Source organism: Bifidobacterium sp. MSTE12 (genome assembly GCF_000513015.1).
In the GTDB taxonomy this organism is placed as follows: domain Bacteria; phylum Actinomycetota; class Actinomycetes; order Actinomycetales; family Bifidobacteriaceae; genus Bifidobacterium; species Bifidobacterium dentium.
In genome coordinates, this window is sequence record NZ_AZYA01000007.1 from 228,340 (window position 1) to 252,490 (window position 24,151).

General features: G+C 60.7%; 20 protein-coding genes. 16 read left to right on the forward strand and 4 right to left on the reverse strand.

The genetic code is table 11. From position 1 onward, the window contains the following. Window positions 1-74: 74 nt before the first annotated feature. The 4 genes from HMPREF1494_RS01835 (at window position 75) to fucO (ending at window position 4,828) form a co-directional block, all read left to right on the forward strand. Entirely contained in the window at window positions 75-1,868 is a 1,794-nt protein-coding gene (locus tag HMPREF1494_RS01835; RefSeq protein ID WP_034518895.1) for an isopeptide-forming domain-containing fimbrial protein, read from the forward strand. A gap of 127 nt (window positions 1,869-1,995) precedes the next feature. Continuing rightward, window positions 1,996-3,039 carry a class C sortase gene (locus HMPREF1494_RS01840; protein WP_003842563.1) on the forward strand — a complete coding sequence of 348 codons (1,044 nt, stop codon included), beginning with the start codon at window positions 1,996-1,998 and terminating at the stop codon, window positions 3,037-3,039. A 9-nt stretch (window positions 3,040-3,048) separates the two neighbouring features. After that, window positions 3,049-3,480, forward strand: a complete 432-nt coding sequence (locus tag HMPREF1494_RS01845) for an HTH domain-containing protein (RefSeq protein ID WP_003837202.1) — start codon at window positions 3,049-3,051, stop codon at window positions 3,478-3,480. 196 nt (window positions 3,481-3,676) lie between these two features. Beyond that, window positions 3,677-4,828 carry a lactaldehyde reductase gene (gene fucO / locus HMPREF1494_RS01850; RefSeq protein WP_003837200.1) on the forward strand — a complete coding sequence of 384 codons (1,152 nt, stop codon included), beginning with the start codon at window positions 3,677-3,679 and terminating at the stop codon, window positions 4,826-4,828. Between the two features lie 198 nt (window positions 4,829-5,026). Here fucO and HMPREF1494_RS01855 read toward each other — a convergent pair whose 3' ends face one another. Continuing rightward, window positions 5,027-5,950, reverse strand: coding sequence for a glycosyltransferase (locus tag HMPREF1494_RS01855; RefSeq protein WP_003837196.1), 924 nt, complete (start codon window positions 5,948-5,950; stop codon window positions 5,027-5,029). A gap of 56 nt (window positions 5,951-6,006) precedes the next feature. Between HMPREF1494_RS01855 and HMPREF1494_RS01860 the strand changes: the two genes are divergently transcribed. From HMPREF1494_RS01860 to HMPREF1494_RS01915, 12 genes are all read left to right on the forward strand, one after another. Then, window positions 6,007-7,506 carry an AI-2E family transporter gene (locus HMPREF1494_RS01860; protein ID WP_034518903.1) on the forward strand — a complete coding sequence of 500 codons (1,500 nt, stop codon included), beginning with the start codon at window positions 6,007-6,009 and terminating at the stop codon, window positions 7,504-7,506. Further along, the gene (locus HMPREF1494_RS01865; RefSeq protein ID WP_003837192.1) at window positions 7,507-8,730 is read left to right on the forward strand and encodes a glycosyltransferase family 2 protein; all 1,224 of its coding nucleotides are present in this window, start codon (window positions 7,507-7,509) and stop codon (window positions 8,728-8,730) included. It abuts the gene before it with no gap. A 147-nt stretch (window positions 8,731-8,877) separates the two neighbouring features. Beyond that, window positions 8,878-9,696: an ABC transporter ATP-binding protein gene (locus tag HMPREF1494_RS01870; protein ID WP_003837190.1), complete on the forward strand. Its 819-nt coding sequence runs from the start codon at window positions 8,878-8,880 to the stop codon at window positions 9,694-9,696. Next, window positions 9,693-11,321: a hypothetical protein gene (locus HMPREF1494_RS01875; protein ID WP_034518918.1), complete on the forward strand. Its 1,629-nt coding sequence runs from the start codon at window positions 9,693-9,695 to the stop codon at window positions 11,319-11,321. The genes HMPREF1494_RS01870 and HMPREF1494_RS01875 overlap by 4 nt, the downstream gene beginning before the upstream one ends. Before the next feature lie 35 nt (window positions 11,322-11,356). After that, window positions 11,357-12,802, forward strand: coding sequence for a D-alanyl-D-alanine carboxypeptidase/D-alanyl-D-alanine endopeptidase (gene dacB / locus HMPREF1494_RS01880; RefSeq protein WP_034518922.1), 1,446 nt, complete (start codon window positions 11,357-11,359; stop codon window positions 12,800-12,802). 6 nt (window positions 12,803-12,808) lie between these two features. Next, entirely contained in the window at window positions 12,809-13,909 is a 1,101-nt protein-coding gene (gene tilS / locus HMPREF1494_RS01885; RefSeq protein WP_034518925.1) for a tRNA lysidine(34) synthetase TilS, read from the forward strand. Next, window positions 13,887-14,459 carry a hypoxanthine phosphoribosyltransferase gene (gene hpt, locus HMPREF1494_RS01890; protein ID WP_003837186.1) on the forward strand — a complete coding sequence of 191 codons (573 nt, stop codon included), beginning with the start codon at window positions 13,887-13,889 and terminating at the stop codon, window positions 14,457-14,459. Before tilS ends, hpt begins: the two co-directional genes overlap by 23 nt. Continuing rightward, entirely contained in the window at window positions 14,456-16,522 is a 2,067-nt protein-coding gene (ftsH, locus tag HMPREF1494_RS01895; protein WP_034518929.1) for an ATP-dependent zinc metalloprotease FtsH, read from the forward strand. The genes hpt and ftsH overlap by 4 nt, the downstream gene beginning before the upstream one ends. Next, entirely contained in the window at window positions 16,522-17,160 is a 639-nt protein-coding gene (folE, locus tag HMPREF1494_RS01900; RefSeq protein WP_034518933.1) for a GTP cyclohydrolase I FolE, read from the forward strand. Before ftsH ends, folE begins: the two co-directional genes overlap by 1 nt. A gap of 34 nt (window positions 17,161-17,194) precedes the next feature. After that, window positions 17,195-18,073, forward strand: a complete 879-nt coding sequence (gene folP / locus HMPREF1494_RS01905) for a dihydropteroate synthase (RefSeq protein WP_034518937.1) — start codon at window positions 17,195-17,197, stop codon at window positions 18,071-18,073. 44 nt (window positions 18,074-18,117) lie between these two features. Next, window positions 18,118-19,578: a 2-amino-4-hydroxy-6-hydroxymethyldihydropteridine diphosphokinase gene (gene folK, locus HMPREF1494_RS01910; protein ID WP_034518941.1), complete on the forward strand. Its 1,461-nt coding sequence runs from the start codon at window positions 18,118-18,120 to the stop codon at window positions 19,576-19,578. Next, window positions 19,575-20,129, forward strand: a complete 555-nt coding sequence (locus HMPREF1494_RS01915) for a DUF3180 domain-containing protein (RefSeq protein WP_034518945.1) — start codon at window positions 19,575-19,577, stop codon at window positions 20,127-20,129. The genes folK and HMPREF1494_RS01915 overlap by 4 nt, the downstream gene beginning before the upstream one ends. Before the next feature lie 36 nt (window positions 20,130-20,165). Here HMPREF1494_RS01915 and HMPREF1494_RS01920 read toward each other — a convergent pair whose 3' ends face one another. The 3 genes from HMPREF1494_RS01920 to HMPREF1494_RS01930 all read right to left on the reverse strand — a co-directional run bounded on the left by HMPREF1494_RS01920 (window position 20,166) and on the right by HMPREF1494_RS01930 (window position 24,080). Then, entirely contained in the window at window positions 20,166-21,077 is a 912-nt protein-coding gene (locus HMPREF1494_RS01920) for an acyl-CoA thioesterase (RefSeq protein WP_034518948.1), read from the reverse strand. A 228-nt stretch (window positions 21,078-21,305) separates the two neighbouring features. Continuing rightward, window positions 21,306-22,982, reverse strand: a complete 1,677-nt coding sequence (ettA, locus tag HMPREF1494_RS01925) for an energy-dependent translational throttle protein EttA (protein WP_003842552.1) — start codon at window positions 22,980-22,982, stop codon at window positions 21,306-21,308. Window positions 22,983-23,156: 174 nt separating this feature from the next. Beyond that, the gene (locus HMPREF1494_RS01930; protein ID WP_034518953.1) at window positions 23,157-24,080 is read right to left on the reverse strand and encodes a serine hydrolase domain-containing protein; all 924 of its coding nucleotides are present in this window, start codon (window positions 24,078-24,080) and stop codon (window positions 23,157-23,159) included. Window positions 24,081-24,151: the final 71 nt, after the last annotated feature.

Consider the following 24,151-nt stretch of genomic DNA (forward strand, 5'->3'; position numbering starts at 1 on the left):
GCCGCAGCCAGCGGCGGGGCGGGGCTGAACTTACCCAAAAACAACATAAATTGAAGAAAGAAGGAAGCGAAACCATGACATTCAGGAAACTTTTGGCAGGAGTGGCCGCAGCGGCCACGCTCCTGTCGGGTATGGCGTTCGGCGCCGGAAGCGCAGTGGCCGACGAAGTCGAACCTGCGACCATCACTCTCAACGGTGAGACCGGCGCGGTGAAGGGCCACACCTACAAGGCCGTGAGGATTGGCTCGTATGACCATGCATCCTTCGTCGAGAAGGATGACGTCACCTATGTCGAAAGCCTTACGGTGAACACCGAAGCCGCAGTCGCGACCGGTGCGACGACCGCTCTGAATGCGGCAGTGGCCGAGGGAACCACTTGGAATACCGGCGATTACCAAGGCAACCCGGTCGGCTATGTCGCGTCGGAAAGCGGCTACTTCACCAGCAGCCCCAACAAGCCGTGGAGCGGCAATCTGCGTAACTTCGTGAGTTCGCTGGTCAGGCAGACCGATTTCCAGGCCGCTCTGGCGACCGCCACGGCATACACCGCCGGCACCGACAGCGATACTCTCACCATCAGTGGACTTGAAGAAGGTCTGTACGTGGTGGTCGACACCACCATCAGCAACGCTGAAAACGTTGACCATAAGCAGACTGATTCCATCCCGATGCTTGTGGGCACCAAGGTGAACGGCAAGGACTTCGAAGGCCAGCCGCTGGGCGTGGTCAACGTCAAGAACCAGACCACTTACATCGACAAGGTCATCGTCAAGAACAAGAAAGAGTGGGTTGGCACGACCGAACGCGTCGGCGACACCGTGACCTTCAAGCTCACCAGCCAGGTTCCGCTGACCGTCGGCTACCTGAACACCGCTGAGAAGCCGTACTACTTCTCCATCGGCGATACCATGAGCAAGGGCCTGACCTTCCAGCAAGTCACCTCCGTAACCATCGGTAACAAGACGCTGACCAGGGCCGATGACGGTGCCACCGCCACCGCCGACCAGTACCAGCTGACCACCACCGCCAACCAGAAGTATGACGAGTCCGATAAGGACGGCAAGGCGACCGTTCTGAAGTTCGATCTGTCCAACGCCGTGTATGCGGCTGGCCAGAACGCCTCCAACAGCAAAGCCGATGCCAAGGCCGAAGACACCATCACCGTCGTATACACCGCCAAGCTGAACAAGGACGCGGTCCATGCCGTGAATGGTGCGAACCCGAACAAGGTCACCCTCGACTACACCCACAACCCGGACGACAACACCGTGTACCACGTGCCCGGCCCGGAAGTCAAGGTGTACACCTATGACTTCGGCTTCCTCAAGGTGAAGGCCGACGGCCAGACCAGCCTCGATGGCGCCAAGTTCGTCATCAAGCAGGGCGACCAGTACTTCAGGTTCAACACGACCACCGGTCTGTGGGAGAACGGCACCAAGGACGCTGATCCGGTGGATGCCGACAAGTTCACCGGAACCAACGGCGTCTTCGAGTTCAAGGGTCTCGCCGAAGGTACCTACGACGTTGTGGAAACCGACGCTCCGGCCGGCTACCTGTCCACCACCAAGGCCAAGTTCCAGGTGGTCATCACCTCCACCAACAAGGACAAGGACGGTAACGTTCTGGGCACCGAACACAAGATCGAGTTCGTGAACGGCAATACCGGCTTCAACCTGTTGACCAACCTCAATGCCGACGGTACTGCCGCCGAAGGTGGCGCGAAGGTGAAGAACCTGAAGTCCATCACCCAGCTGCCGCTCACCGGTGCCGCAGGCATCGCGATCTTCGGTGTGATGGCCGCCCTGGTCATCGGTGCCGGTCTCGCGGTCGGCATGAAGCGCCGTGGCATCGCCAGCCGTCTGGCATGATCGGGGCCTGAAACCCCCACGTCGATCATGACCGTAACGCCGCCCCATACGACCCATCCGGGCCGGTGGGACGGCGTTCCCGATTCCCAAGGGCCGCGTATGGCGGCATGCGTCGGAAAGGAAACCCATGGCACAGCAGGAGCCGGTGCGACGGTACGACACGTTGTCGTTCGACGAGGCGTTGGACGTGTCGGACGTGATGCGCGAACGACGCACATTACGACGCATATCGCAGGTACTTGCCGTGCTCACGGTATTGCTGATCGGCGGCGGTCTGCTGCTCGGCGCGTATCCGTTGGCCCTGCAGTGGAAGTCAAGCCGTGAACTGGCTTCGCAAAGCGAGCAGGTGAGCAAAAAGGTCGACGGATGGCCATTCCCCCAAGCGCGCGACCAACTGCGTGCCGCCACGGAATACAACGCCAAGCTGGCGGCCAGCGGTCAGCCGGTCCTGGGCGAGGCGGTCGATCCATTTGACATCGCCAACGGCAGCAGCCAGGCTTCCAGCCAATCCGACTCCAAGGCATCCAAGGACGCCGAATACCAAAGTCTTCTGGATACCGGCAACGGGGTCATGGGAGCAGTCGAGATCCCGAAGATAGACGTCGATCTGCCTATCTACCACGGTACGGGGGAAGACCAGCTCGCCATGGGTGTCGGGCATTTGTACGGCACCAGCCTTCCCGTGGGCGGGACGAGCACGCACACCGTCATCACCGGCCATCGCGGACTGGTCAGATCGCCCATGTTCACGCGGCTCGACGAGATGGTGAAGGGCGATTTCATCTACCTGAAGGTCATGGGCGAGACCTTGGCCTACCAGGTGGACGACATCAGCGTCATCAAACCGGATGACACGTCGAAGCTGCGCGTGGTCGACGGGCAGGATCGGATCACGCTGATGACGTGCACCCCGTATGGCGTGAACACGCACAGGCTGCTCGTGTCCGGACACAGGGTGGACATTCCCGAACCGGCACCCGACCCGACCGACCTGCATGATTGGCGGACCATCGGCATCTGGTCATGCGCAGGCATACTCACGGTCGGCTGGCTGCTGGTCTGGCTGGTCGGTCGGTTGCGTCACGGCGTATGGCGGCGCATGCGTCATGCAACCCGTATCTATGTCCGCATCCAACGTTCCGGCCGGCAGGCGAGTGCGAAACATCGTTAAGGAGGCACGATGAGCAAGGATTTCACCAGAAAAGAAGTCGAATATCTACGGTCCGTTCCCGCAGTCAAAAAGGTCGCGAAGAACCGGATCACCTATGCGCGTGCATTCCAGTTGTACTGCATGGCCAGATATCTGCGGGGCGACGGGCCGACCGCGATTTTTCGCAGCGTAGGTCTCGATCCGGATGTCGTCGGGCGGAAACGCATCGAACGTTGCATCGCACGGTGGAAGCAGGATGAGCAGTTGATGGCGGAAGCACAGCAGATGAATCCCGATGCGGCACCCGACGTGCGTGACAGGATCATTCTGGTGCAATGCAGTCAGATCAAGGAATTGACGCAGCAACTGTCGGAATTGCAGAAGCGTCTCGCCGACCTCATCTACGAGGTGAATGCGCAGGATGCGGGAGCCCTGCCTACCGACGATTCCGATTCGCTCTGATAGACAAGCGGAAGGTGAGACCGCATGCAACGATCATGCAGGTAACGTACCGAAACTTTTTTGGGAACGTTCACGGAAAATTTGGTGTCGTTGTTTCGGAAATCCCCTTAACGGGGTTTATGATGATTCTCGTCGGACTGCGGCGACGATGGCTGTAGCCCCCGAACACAGTACCTTTGCTTAAAGGAGAGCACCTATGGTCTATCGCATGATTTTCAACCAGACCGCATACTTCGGCCGTGGCGCCATCAAGGAGATCCCGGGCGTCGCCAAGTCCCATGGCTTCACCAAGGCATTCATCGTCACCGATCCGGTACTGCTTGAAACCGGTACCGCCAAGAAGGTCACGGACGTGCTCGACGAGGCAGGCATGCCGTATGAGGTGTTCAGCAACGTCAAGCCGAACCCGCCGGTCGAATGCATTCAGGACGGCGTGGCCAAGTTCGCCGCATCCGGCGCCGACTTTCTGATCGGCCTGGGCGGTGGCTCCCCGCAGGACACCTGCAAGGGCATCGGCATCATCACCGCCAATCCGGAGTTCTCCGACGTGCTCTCGCTTGAGGGCGTAGCAGACACCAAGAACCCGTCCGTACCGATCTTCGGCGTGCCGACCACCGCCGGCACCGCGTCCGAAACCACCATCAACTATGTGGTCACCGACACGGCCAACAAGCGCAAGTTCGTGGCCGTCGACCCGCATGACATTCCGATCGTCGCCTTCGTGGACCCGGATCTGACCGATTCCATGCCGCGCGGACTCAAGGTCGCTACCGGCCTCGACGCCCTGACCCACGCCATCGAGGGATACATCACCCCGGGTGCGTGGAGCCTGTCCGACTGCCTGTCGATGCAGACCATCCGCATGATCGCCAAGAACCTCGCCAAGAGCGCCGACGGCGACATTCCGGCTGGCGAGCAGATGGCCTACGCCTCCTATATCACCGGCATGGCCTATTCCAACGTCGGCCTTGGCCTGGTGCACGGCATGGCACACCCGCTGGGTGGCCGCCTCGGCGTGGCACACGGCGTGGCCAACGGCATTCTGTTGGCTCCGGTCATGGAATACAACAAGGACTTCACCGGAGAGAAGTACCGTGACATCGCCGATGCGTTCGGAGTCGAAGACGCCTACACCGGCGATCTCGACAAGGTGCGCGAAGAGGCCGTGCAGGCCGTACACCAGCTCACCGTCGACCTGAAGAACCCGACCACCATCTCCGAGGTCGGCGCCACCGAGGCCGATTTGGACGCGCTTGCCAACGACGCCTTCCACGACGTGTGCACGCCAGGCAATCCGCGTCAGGCCACGCAGGAAGACATCCTCGCCATCTACAAGAGCCTGATGTGAGCCCGATCCTCACGATATGAGCCGATCATGGCACGAATCGTGAGGATCCGACGTCGATAATCAATCGTGGCGCGTATCCCATGAATCCACCTCGAAAAAATTCGGGTGTGCCTTCACGGGATACGCGCCACGATTCCTTTGGACGGTCGGAATGCATGCATTCACGCCGGGATTGTGGGGCCGTAGGGGGATGGCGGCTTACTCGTGCTTTTCGCTCCACTCCTCATCGGTGGGAGTGTCATCATATAGCTCGCGGCCCTCCTGCTCGGCCAACTCCATCTGCTCGTTGATCCATGCGGCCTCGGCCGGATTGATATCCGCCGTGTCAAGCACCTTCTGCCACACCGGATACAGCATATGCATCACCGGATAGAGCGCAGTGATGAGAATCTCCGGCTTATGCTTGCGCGAATGCTGCGGATGCGCATTGAACGTGTTCTTGAACCGGCGCATATAGTTCAGGAACGACGTGGGGGAGGTGTCCATGCGGCGCGCGCTGATGCCGGCAATCATGCGCGGGCAATACACCGTCTTCATATCCTTGCCAAGCAGATGCAACGAAATATCGATATCCTCATGCATCACATCGGACTTGTCGCGGCACACCTCACCGGCAATCGCATGCCATGCGGACGCACGCAACGCCATATTCGAACCAAACAGCAACGGCTGACCATCATCGGCCTTGTAAATGCGCTTACGGGTGGAATTGTCACTGCGAAGCCCGAAATGACGACTCGGCATATCGTAGTACATCACTGGACCGGTGGCGCCCATGGCCTCCGGATCCTCGGTGAAGATGCCGGCGACCACCTCGACCCAATCCGGGCGGATCATGCAGTCGGCATCGAAACGGCCCAGCACATCACCCGTAGCATGGTTCAGGCCATAATCACGCGTGGGAATCAGCCCCTGCTCCTCATCCTGATGCAACAGGCGCACCGGAGCCTCGGGATGATCCTTCATGAACTGCTCGACCACGGCGACGGTCGAATCGGTGGAGCGGTTATCGACGACAATCACCTCATGCGGCATCACGGTCTGCCTAGTGGCGTTGAGCAGGCAATCGTTGATACGCTCCGCTTCATTCCATGCAGGGATGATAATTGAAACGTTCAGCATGCCTACAAGAATATGTGCCAGTCCGTACACGGTGCCTGTCGCTACAATAAGGAGCCATGAGCGAACGCGTACGGCACATGAATGAAACGACGGACGATACGATGGCTGCCGAAGACACCACGAATACGGCGAAAACCATGGCGGATGACGGGCAACGCTGGGATCTGGGCACCCTGTTCCCGGCGAAGGGCGATTCCAGAAGACCACCGGAATGGCTAGGACGCGCCCTGCTGTACATCGCCATCGCCATCGTAGTGTTCAGCTTCTGCTGGCGCTCCTGGGGGCAGATCGCGTATCTGGTCATGGACATCGTGGTATCCCTGTTCCTTGCGCTCGCAGTGGAACCGGTGGTGGTGCCGCTGGTCAAGCATGGCTGGAAACGCGCCTTCGCGTCGCTGTTCGCGCTGGTGCTGCTGGCGGTGATCCTATGTACGCTGTTCGGTCTGTTCGGCAACATGTTCGTGCAGCAGGTGATCGCCATGATCAACGGCCTGCCCGACCTGTACAAGCAGATCTGCGACTTCGTAAGTCAGTACACGAATTTCGAACTGCCGGAGATCAACAGCCTCGGCAGCGAAATCCTCAAGAACATACAGACCTCCTGGGTCACCGATTTCGCCGGCACGGCCCTGAGCACGGTATCCGGCCTGTTCTCCTTCCTGCTGAACCTCATGACCATCGTGATGACCACGTACTACATCTCCGCAGCAGGCCCGAAACTGCGTCGCGCCGCCTGCCAGTGGATGGCGCCGGCCGCACAGCGCCGCTTCCTGTTCGTCTGGACCGTCAGCCAGGGGCAGATCTCATCCTTCCTGTTTTCCCGCGCGATTCTCGCATTGCTCAACGCCACCTTCACCGCCATCTGCCTTGAGGTCCTGCATGTGCCGTATTGGCTGCCGTTGGCGCTGTTCTGCGGCGTCACCTCGCAGTTTATCCCGATGCTCGGCACCTATATCGGCGGTGCGCTGCCGGTGCTGTTCGCATGGGGCAACCGTGGCATCTGGTACGGCATCGCCGTACTCGCATTCATCTGCGTCTACCAGCAGATCGAAAACCTGATCTTCGCGCCGAAGATCTCGCAACGTACCATGAACATCAACGATGCCGTCGCCTTCCTCGCCGTGCTCGCCTTCGGTTCGCTGTTCGGCGCGCTCGGTGCATTCCTGGCGCTGCCGGTCACCGCTTCCATCCAGACCATCTTCCGCACCTACACCAAACGGTACGATCTGGTCGATTCCCCGCTGATGAACGATCCGGTTCCGGAAAAGAAGTCGAAGGTGGTGGAAGGCGCCGAGGCGATCAGCGAGCGTGTGCTGCATCACATACCGCGTGCCGTGCAGGGTTCCACCGCACATGTGCCGATTTCAGACGAGGTGCGTCAGCTGCAGGAGCAGGCGTACAATATCAGCCCGTCAGATGGTTCGGATGAGGCTGACGATTCACAGACGGTCGCCATCCCGAAGAACGCGCTTTCCGCCCAAGGCGGCAGGCCGTTGAAGGGAACGGCCGACGCGGACGACGCATCCGACGACAATCCGAGAAGTAGGTGGCGCTAAATGGTACTGCTGAGCGTACTGGACATAATCCTGATCGTCGTCGGCGGCGCGGGCATGGTCTATCAGGCGGTGTGCATTCTCATCTCCCTGTTCACCAAGCCGGTCAGGTTCCCCGAAGCTCCGATGGACAAGCGGTATGCCGTGCTGATCTCCGCACGCAATGAGGAGAACGTCATCGGCAATCTCATCACCTGCATCCAGACGCAGACCTATCCGAAGGAGCTCATCGATATTTGGCTGGTGGCCGACAACTGCACCGATGCCACCGCCGAAGTGGCGCGCGGCATGGGCTGCCATGTGATCGAACGGTTCGACCAGCGGCTCATCGGCAAAGGGTACGCGCTGACCTACCTGCTTGACCGGATGAACGAATCCGGTGCTTCCGACCCGTATGACGCCTTCTTCGTATTCGATGCCGACAACAAGCTTGACCGGAACTACTTCGAAGAGATGAACAAGGCGTTCCAGTCCGGCTTCAAGATCCTGACCAGCTACCGTAATTCCGTGAACCTGTCCGACAATTGGGTGTCTTCGGGTTCCGCATTGTGGTTCATCCGTGAATCACGATTCCTGAGCGCCTCGCGCATGTGGCTCGGCAACAGCTGCCACGTCGGCGGCACCGGCTTCATGTTCTCGCAGGAGATCATGCGCCGCAATAACGGGTGGAAGTTCCATCTGCTGACCGAAGACCTTGAATTCACCATGGACTCCGTGTTGCACGGCGATCGCATCGGCTATTGCGGCACCGCGATCCTGTACGACGAGCAGCCCGTCACCTTCTCGCAAAGCTGGCGTCAGCGCCTGCGGTGGAGCAAGGGATTCCTGCAGGTGTTCCGCTACTATGGCCCGGCCCTGATCAAGCGGGCGATTCGCGAACGTGATTTTTCCGCCGTTGATTTCACGCTGCTGCTGTGCCCGTTCACCGTGCTCGGCATAGCCCGTATTCTGCTCGGCCTGCTGTTCGCGCTATGCGGATTCGTGACCTGGCAGAGTCAGCTCAACTCGCTTACCGGATGGACTTCCGGCATTGTGATGTCGGTGGTCGGCATGATGGGATTGGCGGCGTTGACCATCATCGTGGAACGCGATCATGTGGGAGCCACCAACAAGGAACTGTTCGCCTATGTACTGAGCTTCCCGATCTACATGTTCAGCTATGTGCCGATCTCGTTCCAGGCGGTGTTCTCCAAGGCCGAGTGGAAGCCGATCGAGCACAAGGGCTGAAGTCCATCTGCCGAAGGGGCGCCTTCGCCATGCGTTGCGCTTTCCGCTATGCGCTGGACGACAACGTTTCGCTGATGGCATGATGTACGCCGTGCGTTCACCGTGGGCATAATGCGCACGCCGTTATGAGGCTGATAGGGTGGTGGCATGAGTTTAGACAATGTTTCCCCTTCTGTGGGATTTGCCCCGGCCGTTCCCCTGGATGGCTCCGCAGCGGTTTCGATTCGCGGTCTGTTCAAGCGTTTTGGGCAGAAGGTGGCCGTCAACGGATTGTCCCTCGACATTCCGGTGGGTTCCTTTTACGGATTGGTCGGACCGAACGGCGCCGGCAAGACGACCACGCTCAACATGGTGACCGGCTTGCTCGTGCCGGATGGCGGTGCGGCCATGATTCTCGGGCGTGACGTATGGCGCGATCTGAACGCAGTGAAGCGTTCCATCGGCGTGATGCCGCAACCGGACCAGATCTTCGACAGGCTGACGGGCCTGCAGCTGCTCGTCTATGCGGGCATGCTGCGCGGCATGAAACGCGACGAATCGGTCAAACGTGCCAACGATCTGCTGGGGGCGTTCGACCTGACGGGTGCCGCGAACGTGATGGTCGCCGACTATTCGGCCGGTATGACCAAGAAGATCTGCCTGGCCAGCGCCATGATCCATAGTCCGCGCGTCCTGGTGCTCGACGAGCCGTTCGAATCGGTCGATCCGGTCTCCAGCGCGAATCTCAGGGACATTCTCATCGAATACGCCTCCACCGGCGGAACCGTCATCATCTCATCGCACGTCATGGCGCTTGTCGAGAAGATGTGCACGCATGTGGCCGTCATCAACAAGGGTCAGGTCTGCGCGGCCGGCACCGTGGAGCAGGTCGCGGCCGGCGAAGATCTCGAGGACCGTTTCCTGCAGCTGGTCGGCGGCCGTCATGCGGCGGCGCGACTGTCGTGGCTGGACGGTGGTGCGCAGTGAACGCCGTCGGTACCATCATGAGATTGCGCTGGGCGCTGATGCGGGCGACCATGCGCAAATCGACCATGATGCTCGTCAGCTACATCATCAGCGCGATATTCGGCGCCGGCGCAATCGTCGGTTCCGTGGCGTTGGGGCTTATGCTCGGTCCGCTCATCGGCGGCACCGACGGCATGATCTGGCAGATCCTACGTATGGTGATGGTGCTGTGCGGCGCCTTCACGACAGCCATCGTGATCATCGTGCAGATCATGTATTTCGGTCAGGGCACGGCCATGAATCCGCAGAAATTCGAACTGTACGGCATCGATGACCACACCTTGGTCAGCGGCCTGTTCCTCTCCGGTCTGACCGGTCTGGCTACGATCTGGGGCGTACTCGTCATGCTCGGCCTGGTGCCGATCTACCAGTCCGCGGGTGCCATCGGCATCGTGGCGGGCATCGTCGCCGTCCCATTGGCGATCATCACCATGATGGTGCTGTCGAAACTCGTGATCTCGCTGCTGACCACGTTGACGAATTCCAGCAGCGGCAAAAGCACGATTTCCATCATCACCATCCTGCTGTTCGTGCTGCTGTGCCAGGTTCCGGGCATGGCGATGAACAGCCAGGATCTGGATCATTTCAGCCTCAAGCCGTTCATGATGGTTGCGGACGTGTTCTCGTGGACGCCGTTGGGTGCGGCGTTCCAGCTGCCGTTCGACGTGGTCGCCGGTTCCTGGGGCTTTGCGGCGCTTCGCCTGCTGATACTCGTCGCCACATGGATGGTGTGCTACCTCGGTTGCCTGTGGTGCCTGAAGAAGGACCGCACCATCGCCGGCTCCACCGCGCACGCCGTTTCCTCGAAGGGCATCGGCCTGTTCTCCATGATGCCGGATTCCCCGTCCGGCGCGATTTCGGCCCGTTTGCTCACCTACCTGCGCAGGGATCCGCGACAGGCGCCGATGATGTTCATGCCGTTGCTGTTCATCGTGGTGTTCACCATACAATCGCACGGCATAACCGCGATGGTATGGCAGTCGATCATCTGGGCGGGTCTCTTCCTGGTGCTGCTTGAAGGTAACGGCCTGTCCTATGACGGCCGGGGCTTCACCATGGAGGTGATCAGCGGCGTTCGCGGTGTGGATGACCGCCACGGCCGCGTGCGGGTCTATATGGTCATGCTGATCGCCTACATCGCGATACTGATGGTCATCGTCTATGCGATCACCGGCGACTGGCGCAGTACCGAAGGGCTGATCATGGGATTGGTCTTCGGCTGCATAAGCCTGTGTCTTGGATTCTGCGGACTGGGCTTGGCGGAAGTGGTCTCCTGCGTGTTCATGTACCCGGTACCGTCCATATCGCGCCCGTTCTCGTCGCCGCAGGGCAGGGTGGGAGCCCAGATGCTGTTCCCCTTCCTGCACATGTTCGGCATGATTCTGCTGTTGCTGCCCACCGGCATCGTTGCGTTGGCGCTGGGATTGACGGGCAATTGGGAGCTGTATTGGCTGTTGGCCCCTGTTTCGCTGGTCAACGGCATCGCCGCGCTTGCGATTGGTACATGGCTTGGCGGTAAGCTGTTGGAAGCTCGGATGCCGAGAATCCTCGCCACTTTGGACTCCTTCGCATCCCTGCAACAGTAAGGACGGATCTTTGTCGGATTGAGGGGGAGCGGTCGGTGACGCGCAGAGCAGGAGCATTCCAGCAGAGGACGATTCGCCGCCGCGTCACCGTATTGCTTTCCGTGGCCGTCACCGCGGCATTGTGCCTGGGATATGTGGCAGGCGACCTGTATGACGTGTTGCCGGGCGTCCTGACGCTCAACGAGGTGGAACGTGTCACAACCGCGGAGCCCCGTACCGTAATGTCCGCTTCGAAGGTCGTCGGGAATCTGGATTCGTCGATCGCCGTGGATGCCACCGCCGCACGGCGGCTTATCGACGAATTCGCCGCGACCGAGGGCATCGGCGGCGACTATTCCATCGCCATCGCCGACGCCAAGGGCGAGGTGGTGGCCGAAAGCGGCATCGACGAGACACGGGTGCCGGCTTCCACCATGAAAACGTTGACCGCATACGCCGCTGCGACCACACTCGACATGGGCAGCACCCTCGCCACGCAGACTTATGTGGAACAGAAACAGGACGGTACCGAGAATCTGGTACTCGTCGGCGGCGGTGACATGCTGCTTGGCGCGGGGAACAGCGATTCCGCGCACGTCAATGGGCGGGCGGGGCTCGGCACGCTGGCCAGCGACACCGCGCGGGCGCTGAAGCAGCGTGGCATCAGCGAGGTGACCCTGCGCTATGACGATTCGTTGTTCGGCGATGATCGTTGGCCGTCCGGCATCGCCGAACTCGACACCGAACACCTGTATTATGCGCCGGTCTCATCCATGGCCGTGGACGGCGCGCGGCAATGGGACGGCGCGAATCCGCAGAATCCCGATGTGTTCTCCACCTATCCCGCCTTGAGCATGCAGCCGGCGTTGGATGCCGTGCAGACGTTCCGGCAACGTTTGGAGGAGCAGGGCATCACCGTGCAGGGTGATGTCGAACAGGGCGTCGCACCGGCGGAAACCAGCCCGATCGCACAGGTGCAATCAGCCTCTCTGAGCGAGATCATGGCATTCATGCTGCGGCATTCCGACAACACCCTGGCCGAGGAATTCGGCCGTCTGCTGGCCATCGATAGAAAAACGGGCAATTCGCCGGCAGGCGCGGCCCGAGCGGTCAAGAGCGTTCTGGAACAGGCGGGAATCTCCACGAACGGATTGCGTATGATGAACTGCTCCGGCCTTGCGGAGGAATCCAAGGTCACCGTGCGCACGTTGCTTGAAGTGCAACAGCGTAATCTCACCGCCGGGACCGGTGCCGCGGCTGCGGAAGGATTGTCCATCGTAGGATTCGTCGGCACCGCGGCCGACCGGCTGAACGACGCCTCCGAAGCGGGTCTGCTGCGTGTGAAGACCGGCAGTCTCGACGGTGTCACCGCCATGACCGGCAACGTGTCACGCACCCGCGGGGGAGCGCTGACCTTCGCCGTCATCGTCAACGATCCCGACGATATGCAGGCCGCGCGCGACGCCATCGACACGTTCATCGCCGGTTTGCCGAAACTGTGATGCCCCATGGTGTACTCCCCACGACTGCGTAAGGCCATAGGGCATCTTAACGCCGCGCTGGCCGACGCCGGATTCGGACTGCAGGACGCGCGGTTCGCGCGGCACGGCGAGCATGAACCGAATGCGGACGCGCCATTGATCATGGTCGCATGTTCCGGCGGACGGGATTCCATGGCGCTGGCGGCGGTCTGCGCAACCGTATGCGCCAGTCTGGGATTGCGCTGCGGTGCCATCATCATCGACCATCAACTGCAAAACGGTTCCGCCGAGGTAGCCGCAAAGACCGCCCGTCGTTGTGAGGCGCTGGGCCTTGATCCGGTACGTGTGCGTGCCATCGAAGTGCACGGCAACGGGCAAGGCCTTGAAGCCGCAGCCAGGGAAGCCCGATATGCCGCCATCGTCGAGGAATGCTCCGATGCTGCGGCCGTGCTGTTGGCGCATACGAAGAACGATCAGGCCGAAACCGTGCTCATCGGACTGCTGCGTTCGGCCGGGCTTGATGCCATCGCCGGCATGGAAGGCTCGTTCAGTCGTGACGGTGTAACGTTCCTGCGCCCTTGGCTGGATGTGACAAGGGAGGAGACCACCGGCATCTGCGAGGATCTGGGGCTCGAATGGTGGGACGATCCGACCAACGGTCCCGACGCGATCCGGGAAGACGGTTTGCCGCCGAACGGCCCATTGCCGGCGAACTATCCGTTACGCTCACGCGTACGGCACGATCTGATGCCGTATCTGCAACGTTTCGCAGGGGGCGATGTCGTTTCGCGGCTTTCAATCGGCGCGGGACTTGCGCAGACCGACAGGGATTATCTCAACAAGCGGGCGCAGGAGATCGCCGAACGGGCGGTGACGTTCAGCGAAGACCAGGTGCGGTTCAGCGTCGGCGTACTGCAATCGCAGCATGAGGCGATTCGACTGCGCGTCATCGCCCACGCACTCGGCCAGGCCGGCATCGCATGCTCCGCACGGCATGTCAGGCAGATCGACCGGCTTATCACTGACTGGCATGGCCAGCACGGTGTGGCACTTCCCAGCGGATATTCAGCCAATCGCCAGAAACACGTCATTCGCGTGTGCCAAGATGGTGGGCATGCGAATCGCTGACGTGCAAGAAGACATTGATCATGAACTGATCACCAAGGAACAGATTGAAGATATCATCAACCGTGCTGCGGCCCAAGCCAGTGAAGACTATCGTGGCAGAAATCCGTTGCTGGTATGCGTGCTCAAAGGCGCGGTGAATACGATCGCCGCCTTCGCGCAGGCCATGAGCATTCCGGTGCAGATGGATTTCATGAGCCTGTCAAGCTACGGTTCAGGCACCGAATCAAGCGGTACGATCACCGTTCGTCAGGATCTGTCGACCGACGTGCGTGGCCGGCATGTGCTGATCGTCGAGGACATCATCGATTCCGGCATCACGCTGTCGTGGCTCGTCGACGAGCTGAAGCGCCGCGGCGCCGCTTCCGTGGAAATCTTTGCGCTGCTGGAAAAGCCCGCCCGCCGAAAGGTGGATGTGGATGTGAAATATAAGGGATATGAGATTCCCGATGAATTCGTGGTCGGCTTCGGTCTGGATTATGACGAGCGCTACCGCAATCTCGATTCGATTGCGGTGCTGAAGCCGGCAGTCTACCAAGGAGGTCAGGCATGAGTTTTCCTTCAGGCCAGCCACCGCAGAACAACGGCGGCAATTCGAATCGTCCGAACAACGGTAATCCGTTTACCAATCCGTTCGGCCACGGCAACAACGATGGCGGCAATGGTCCCCGTCCGTTCTGGCAGTCCCCGTGGCTGTGGGTGGTGGTCGTGGCGCTGCTCGCCGTGACGATGTTCCAGCTGTTCGCCGGCACCGGATCGCAAACCATCGACACCAAGGACGGTATGCAGATCCTCAACGGCGGCAACGTCGAATATGCGCAGATCGTCGACAATACGCAGCAGGTCAAACTCAAGCTGAAGTCCGACTATTCGGCCACCGATCCGACGACCGGCAAGGTCAAGAACTACGGCAAGAACGTGCAGTTCTACTACACGTACGCCCAGAGCGCCGCCGTGGTCAAGGCCGTGCAGAAGGCCGACCCGACCCAGGGGTGGACGGCGACCATGCAGCAGACCAGCGTCTGGACGTATCTGATCACTTCGATTCTGCCGTTCATCATCGTCCTCGCGCTGTTCTGGTTCCTGATGAGCCGCATGGGCGGTGCCGGCGGCATGTTCGGCATGGGCGGCAAGAAGAACAGCGGCAAGCTGCTCGAAGGTCAGACCCCGACCACCAAGTTCTCCGACGTGGCAGGCGAGGATGCCGCCGTGCAGGAAGTCGAGGAGATCAAGGACTTCCTCAAGGATCCGTCCCGTTACAAGGCCTTGGGTGCCCGCATTCCACGTGGCGTGCTGCTGTACGGCCCTCCGGGCACCGGTAAGACGTTGCTGGCGCGAGCCATCGCAGGCGAGGCCGGCGTACCGTTCTACTCCATGGCGGGCTCCGACTTCGTGGAGATGTTCGTCGGTCTCGGCGCATCCCGCGTGCGTGACCTGTTCGACGAAGCCAAGAAGAACGCTCCGGCCATCATCTTCATCGATGAGATCGATGCGGTCGGCCGCAAGCGTGGCGGTTCCGGTATGAGCGGCGGTCACGACGAACGCGAGCAGACCCTGAATCAGCTGCTTGTCGAAATGGACGGCTTCAACAACGACACCAACCTGATCATCATCGCCGCGACCAACCGTCCCGACGTGCTTGATCCGGCATTGTTGCGCCCGGGTCGTTTCGACCGCCAGGTGGCCGTGGAAGCGCCTGATCTGGAAGGCCGTGAGGCCATTCTGAAGGTGCACGCCAAGGGCAAGCCGTTCGTGCCGGATGTCGATCTGCACATGATCGCCGTGCGTACGCCGGGCTTCACCGGCGCCGATCTGGCCAACGTGCTCAACGAGGCCGCATTGCTGTGCGCCCGTGCCGGTGCCCAGCTGATCGACAACCGTGCCATCGACGAGGCCATCGACCGTGTCCAAGCCGGCCCGAAGCGCCGTTCCAAGGGCATGGCTCTCGAGGAATTGCGCAACACCGCCTACCATGAGGGTGGTCACGCCTTGGTTGCCGCCGCCATGAACGACACCGATCCGGTCACCAAGGTCACCATTCTGCCGCGTGGCCGTGCGCTCGGCTACACCGCCGTGATGCCGACCGAGGACCGCTACTCCATGTCGCGTAACCAGCTGCTCGACCAGATGGCCTACGCCATGGGTGGCCGCACCGCCGAAGAGGTCGTGTTCCACGATCCGACCACCGGCGCCTCCAACGACATCGAGAAGGCGACGAACATCGCCCGCCAGATGGTGCTCGACTACGGCTTCTCATCCAAGCTGGGTGCCATCAAGTGGTCCGACGACGAACAGGGCGATCTGGGATCCCTTAATCATAAGTATTCCGGCCGCACCGCCGAAATCATCGACGAGGAGGTGCTGAAGCTCGTCGAAACGGCGCATACCGAAGCGTGGAACGTCATCAACGAGAACCGTGACATCCTCGACGAGCTGGTACGTCAGCTGCTCGTCAAGGAGACGCTCAACGAAAAGGAACTGGCCGCGATCTTCGCCAACATCAAGAAGGCGCCGAAGCGTGACGTATGGCTGAGCGACAACCAGCGGCCCGATTCGGACAAACCTCCGGTCGAGATTCCCGAATCCCTGAAGAAAAGCGCAGGATTGACCAACTGATGAGTGATACCGAAGCATTCGATACCATGTTTGACGACAAGGCCCGCGCCGCTCATGCGGCCGGGCCTGTCGGCTATGACGAGGAAGGCGTACGCCAGGCGGTACGCCTGTTTTTGCGATCCATCGGCGAAGACCCGGATCGCGAAGGCCTGCTCGACACCCCCGATCGCATCGGCCGTGCATGCAGGGAATTGTTCGCCGGTCTGGGGCACGGTCCCGAAGAGGTACTGAAAACCAAGTTCAAGGTCGACACCGACGAAATGGTGTTGGTGCGTGACATCGAGCTGTTCTCCGTATGCGAGCATCATCTGCTGCCGTTCCACGGCGTAGCCCATGTCGGCTACATTCCGTCGAATGGGCAGGTGGCGGGCCTCAGCAAGCTGGCCCGACTGGTGGAGTTGTACGCCCGGCGTCCGCAGGTGCAGGAACGCCTCACCCAGCAGGTCGCCGATGCGCTGATGATCGGCATCGAGGCTCGCGGCGTGATCGTGGTCACCGAATGCGATCACATGTGCATGGCCATGCGAGGCGTCAAGAAGCCACAGTCGCGTACCGTGACCTCCGCCGTGCGAGGCTGCATGCGAGATGCCGCCACAAGATCCGAGGCGATGAGCCTGATTCTGTCACAGCATTCGTGAGATGCCGCACAGGCCATATAACGGAAGGGGAAACATGGTGGCACAGGATATGAAGGCGATTCACGATAGCGAACGCACCCTGGTGATGGGCGTGCTCAACATCACCGAAGACTCGTTCTCAGACGGTGGATTGTGGCTCGATCCGGCAAAGGCCAAGGCACACGGCGAGGCGATGATGAAGGATGGGGCCGACATCATCGACATCGGAGCCGAATCCACCCGGCCCGGCGCCAAGCGCGTCAGCGAGGAAGACGAGAAGTCCCGCGTGCTGGGAGCCGTGGATGCGTTGGTTCCCGAAGGTGCCATACTGTCCATCGACACCACACGCGCCTCGGTGGCGTCGGTGGCACTGGAGCATGGCGCGCAGATCATCAACGACGTGTCGGGCGGACGGTTGGATGCCGAACTGCCCCACGTGGTGGCCGATCACCCCGAAAGCCTGTACATCGTACAGCATTGGCGCGGTTGGCTGGCCGGAGCGGCCGGCAATGTGCCTGACGCCGACACCTCCGTGTATGCGAACGGGGTGCTGAACGACGTGTATGACGAACTGATGGCGCAGGTCGACGCAGTGCTGAGCGTCGGCGTCAAACCGGAACAGGTCATCATTGATCCGGGCCTGGGCTTTTCCAAACCGGGCATCGAACATAATCTGCCGTTGCTGGCCGGACTGGAACGGTTCAATGCCACGGGCCATCCGGTGCTGGTCGGTGCTTCGCGCAAGCGTTTCATCGGTGCGGTACTGGCCGCGGCGGGCGTCAGCGAACCGACCATGGCCGACAGGGACAACGCCACCGCCGCCATCAGCGCTTTGAGCGCCGAACATGGTGCCTGGGCGGTGCGTGTGCATGACGTGGCCCGTACCCGCGACGCCATAGCCATCGGCAGCGCTTGGCGCGCATACAGTAAGTAGTTCTTCCTCCCTCTGATGAGGCAATGACGGACGGAAAGGTTGGCATGGATCAGATTCGACTGACGGGAATTCGCGCGGCGGGTAAGCATGGCGTGCTTGATTTTGAGCATGAACGTGCGCAGACCTTCGTAGTGGACGCCACGCTGTCGCTCGACTTGGCGCCCGCAGGCCGTTCCGACGCCCTTGACGACACCGTGGATTACGGTGCCATAGCCAAAGGCATTGTGGCCATCATCGAAGGCGAGCATGCCGATCTGATCGAAAGACTCGCCGCTCGCATCGCCGACATGATTCTGCAATATCCCGCGGTGCAACGTGCGGAAGTGACCGTGCACAAGCCGAACGCACCGATCGTCGTGCCGTTCGACGATGTCAGCGTCACCGTGGAACGCTTCCGTGAAACGGGCCGGGCCGAATCCGCCGACACGCATCATGCCATCATCGCCATGGGAGGCAATCAGGGTGATGTGCTCTCCACGCTACGCGATGCGGTGCGTTGCATCGACGGACTCGACTCCACGCAGGTCACCGGCATTTCGCCGCTATATCGCACCGACGCATGGGGCATGCCAGCGGGAACACCCGACTTCCGCAATGCGGTCGTTTCCGTCAACACCAAGCTGACCGCACCCGAACTGTTGGCCGGATTGCAACGCATCGAAGCCTCTCATGGCCGCGTGCGCACCGACCATTGGACTTCGCGTACGCTCGACCTTGACATCATCGACTTCGACGGCATCGTCAGCGATGATCCGGATCTGACATTGCCGCATCCACGTGCGTGGCAGCGTGCCTTCGTGCTCGGCCCCTGGCTGGCATTGGATCCCGACGCCGAACTGGTCGGCGCGCATGCCGGATCCGTGGCACAACTGCTGTTCGAATCCTCCGATCGGGAGCACATCAACGAGCTCGCCGAAGACTGGATGGTCGCCGATGACGCCGCTGCGTCTCCCGTTACCGGTTCCTGCCACGAGGAGCCGGCCTCTTTACAAACCGGAAGCGGTCAACATCGGATCGAATCCCTAGCACGATCCCGTCGAGCCGTAATCTCCATGGACAGCCCCTCCACTGATGCGGAACGGCGGTTCCGCAAGGCGATCGTGTCGCTCGACGGCATCCCCGGCAATCAGGTGGAAGGCATTTCGCCGCTGTACCATGTCAGCCAACTTGACGGCAAACCCGACAACATGGCCGCCGTCATGCAGATTTCCACACGCATGGGTGCGGCCGAACTGATCACAGTGCTCGGATCCATCGAAACATCGGTCGGCGGTAGCCTCGATCTCGATCTGGTCGATATGGAAGGCGTCGTCAGCGACGAACCGAATTGCCAGGTGCCGTGGCCCACCGCCCGCAACTATGCGGCCGTACTCGCGCCGTGGCTCGACATGGATCCGGATGCCAGGCTTGGCGGAGATCCGGTGTCGTTCCTGCTGGCCATGGCTCCGGATACGTCGCAGGTCGGTCTGCTCACCGACAACTGGATTATTGGAGATACGCTATGAAGGCACGTCGCACCCCTTGGTGGCATTACGTTCTGGCCGCGATGCTCGGCCTGCTTGCCGGACTTGGTTTTGCGAAATACGGTGAGATCACCGGACTGCCGCTGGTCGGTGCGCCATGGGTGGTGCCGGTGGTGCTGATCGCATTGGGCATCATGGTGCTGGTTCTTGCGTTGCAGGTGCACAAATACACCACGAAGGATCCGCTCAAACGTGCGCAGCTGAAGCCGCTCGATCCGCAGAAAGCATTCGGCACGCTGGTGTCATGCAAGGCCATGGGATTGGCGGGAGCCGCATTGACCGGTTGGTATGGCGGGCAGATTCTGGCGAGCCTGCCTCATATGGAAGCGGAGTTCTACAGCCAGGCCGTCATCGAATGCACGGTGGCGGCGGTGGCCTGCCTGATCGACATGATCATCGGCATCGTAGGCGAATGGCTGTGCCAGCTGCCGCCTATCGACGGCCCCGAAAATCCCAAGATCAAGGAAGCCGCCCAACGTCAACGCTATGCGGCGGCGGCCACCAAATCCTCCCACGTCCAATCATCCTGCTGAAAGGCGGAACCGCTTTCCGTAATTTCCCGAAGCGGTCTACCGCAGATCCTCTTGCGGCACGCGAATCATGGCCTCTTGCGCCATGCACGCCACCAGCGTGCCGTCCTGCGTATACACCTTCGCTTGGCCCAAGCCTCGTCCGTGCGCTGCGGTCGGCGTATCCTGCACGTACAGATGCCACTGGTTGATGTCGATGTCGCGGTACCACCACATCGAATGATCAATCGACGCGAACGAGATGCCCGGAGTGGCGATGCTCAGACCGGCACGACGCAGCACCGGCTCCAGCATGACCTGATCGCAACCCATGGCCAGCATCGCACGATGCATGACTTGTGGCACATCCACCTCGCCATCCGCCCTCATCCAAACCATCTGCTTGCCGGAATCCCTGCGGGCACTCTTCGTATCGGCCCCCAGCATGATGGTCTGCGTAACGTGCCGGATGTCGAACGGCGACTTCTGCGCATAATACTTGGCATACGACGACTGCTCCGCGTACGGTTCCATGATTTCCTTCGCGCTTGTCAGCGTCTCCGGATCCGGCACATCCTCGGGCATCGGATCGGCGAACTCGACACCCTCCTGACCATGCTCCTGGAAGCTGGCGATGGCGGTCAGAATCGAACCCTGCGCCTGCGTGACATTCACTCGACGGGCCGAGAAGGAACGACCGTCGCGAAGGTTTTCCACGTCGAACAACAGATCCTGATGAATATCGCCGGCCGATATGAAATAGCCATGAATCGAATTGGGCAATCGTGACGGATCCACCGTTTTCGATGCGGCGATCAGCGACTGCGCGATCACCTGACCGCCATAGACGCGTCCGGTGGGGAAGTACAGGCTTTCGCCGTTCACATACGTATGATCGCGGTAAATGGAAGGCGTACCCAGCTTGAGCACTTTCGTCAGTCGCTGCAACGGTGTGACTTCTGGCTGTGGCATGAAGGGCCTCGATTCTTGTTCTGTTATGGTGCTACAAGTGCCGTAATGCCTTCGAGTCTATAGAGAAGCAGTAAATTTCATCGGATTGTTTTGTAACGACTGCGTGAGAAGAGTGAACGGCAGGTAATCGGCAAACGATTGAACAACGACAAAGGCACCACCCCCGTAACGAGGGATGGTGCCTTGTCGAAATCCGCGCGTAACGCCGAAGCTATGCCGGCGGTGCGATTAGCGGGTCAGCTTGCGGTGCAGGCGGTGCGGGCGGGCCGCGTCCTCGCCGAGGCGGGCCACACGGTTCTCCTGATAGGCCTGGAAGTTGCCTTCGAACCAGTACCATTTGGCCGGGTTCTCGTCATCGCCCTCCCATGCGAGGATATGCGTGGCGACTCGGTCAAGGAACCAACGGTCGTGGGAGATCACCACGGCGCAACCCGGGAATGCGAGCAACGCGTTTTCGAGCGACTCCAAGGTTTCGACGTCGAGGTCATTGGTCGGTTCGTCGAGCAGCAGCAGGTTGCCGCCCTGCTTCAGGGTCAGGGCCAGGTTCAGACGATTGCGTTCGCCGCCGGACAGCACGCCGGTGAGCTTCTGCTGATCGGAGCCCTTGAATCCGAATGAGGCCACGTAGGCGCGGGTCGGCACTTCCACGCCGGCCACCTCGATGAAGTCAAGGCCGTCGGACACGGCTTCCCACAGGTTCTTGTTCGGGTCAAGGCCGGCACGGTTCTGGTCGACATAGCTGATCTGCACGGTGTCGCCGACCTTGAGCGAGCCGGAAGTCAACGGCTCGAGGCCCACGATGGTCTTGAACAGGGTGGACTTGCCCACACCGTTCGGGCCGATCACGCCGACGATGCCGTTACGCGGCAGGGTGAAGCTCAGATCGTCGATGAGTACGCGGTCGCCGAACGCCTTATGGATATGCTCGGCTTCCAACACGGTGGAGCCCAGACGCGGGCCGGCCGGAATCTGGATTTCGGAGAAGTCGAGCTTCTTGTTGCTACGTGCCTCCTGCTCCATCTGGTCATAGCGTTCCAGACGGGCCTTGTTCTTGGCCTGACGGGCCTTCGGCGAGGAGCGCACCCAGTCGAGTTCGTTCTTCAGGCGCTTGGCGAGCTTGGCGTCCTTGGCGCCCTGAATCTCCATACGCTTGGCCTTGGTCTCCAAGTAAGTGGTGTAGTTGCCCTTATACGGGTACAGGTGACCGCGATCGACCTCGCAGATCCATTCGGCCACGTTGTCCATGAAGTAACGGTCGTGGGTGACGGCGATGACGGCACCCTTGTACTGGTGCAGGAACTGCTCCAGCCACAGGATCGACTCGGCATCGAGGTGGTTGGTGGGCTCGTCGAGCAGCAGCAGGTCCGGAGCTTCGAGCAACAGCTTGCACAGTGCCACACGGCGGCGTTCGCCACCGGAGCATACGGTCACCGGAGTGTCCGGGTCCGGGCACTGCAGGGCGTCCATGGCCTGCTCGAGCTGGGAGTCGAGATCCCAGCCGTTGGCGGCGTCGATGTCGTTCTGCAGCTTGCCCATCTCTTCCATCAGGGAGTCGAAGTCGGCATCAGGATTGGCCATTTCCTCACCGATCTGGTTGAAACGGGCCACCTTTTCGGCGATTTCGCCGAACGCCATCTTGATGTTCTCGCCGACGGTCTTGGTCTCGTCCAGCGGCGGCTCCTGCTGCAGGATGCCGACGGTGAATCCCGGGGTCAGATAGGCTTCGCCGTTGGAGACGGTGTCGATGCCGGCCATGATCTTGAGCAGCGTGGACTTGCCCATGCCGTTCGGGCCGACGACGCCGATCTTGGCGCCCGGCAGGAAGCTCAGGGTCACGTCATCGAGAATCACGCGGTCGCCGTAAGCCTTGCGGGCCTTGATCATCTGATAAATGAATTCAGCCAATGTTGTGTTCCATCCTTAAGAAACGTTGGAATTCCAGCGTGTTGCATGAGCAAGTCAACGGAAATCTCACGTTTGGAGGCCGGACCGTGCATCACGCAAAGTACCGTCCTTGATTATCCCATACCCCGTCTACACGCAGGAACCAATGTGTTGGATTGGTGGCCGGAGCTTCGGTCAGGCGGTCAGCGGGCCGAACAGGTGCTCATGCAGCGCAGGACGCATCACATTGTCGAAATCACCGGATTCCGGGCATTGCACGGCAACGACCAGTCCCTGCTTCGGCAGCACGGTGGTGATCTGGCCGTACGCACCGTCCGCACGATACGCGCCATCGTACGGTGACATCCAGAACTGATAGCCATAGCCGCATGTCCAGATATTGTCGTGCGGCGTTTCGATCTGCTGGCTTGATGCGGCGCTCACCCACGATTCACCTACGATGCGCGTGCCGTGCCATGTGCCGCCGTTCAGATAGACCTGTCCGAGTTTGAGCATGTCGGCCAGCGTCATGAACATGCCCGCGCCGGCGATGGGATGCCCTTGCGGATCGCACTCCCAGATCGGCCACCCCTGTTCGAGCCGCGAGAAGATCGTGCGATGCAGGTACTCGCCAAGGTGTTCGCCACAGGCCCGCTCAAGCATGCGGCCCGCCAGGTACGAATCGGCGGATGAATAGCAGAACGCACCGCCCGGCTCCACCTCGATTCGACGGGAGAACATGTATTTCAGATAATCCGGTGCTCCCACGCCGCCACGACGGTCGGGACTCATGAGATACGCATGGTTGAAGCCACTCGACATGGTCAGCAGGTGGCGCAGCGTGATGCGCCCCAACTCCGGCTGCGCGTCGGCCGGTACGTATTCGGGGAACGCGTCGACCAGTTTGCCATCGAGACTCAGTATTCCTTCTTCGACCGCGATGCCGATGGCCGTCGACACATAACTCTTCGTATGCGAATAGATGTTACGGCTCCGATCGGGCGTGAAATGCCTCTCGGCGACGATCCGCTCACCGTCAGCCAGCGCCACCGCCTCAATCGGCAGATCATCGCTGTCGACGAGATTCACGAAATCATTGAAGATGGTGACGGCGTCCATAAGAATCTCCTTTGATGCCACAGGGGAAGCACAGGAATGATTATAGTGACGTCAAACGATTTTCAGCGAGG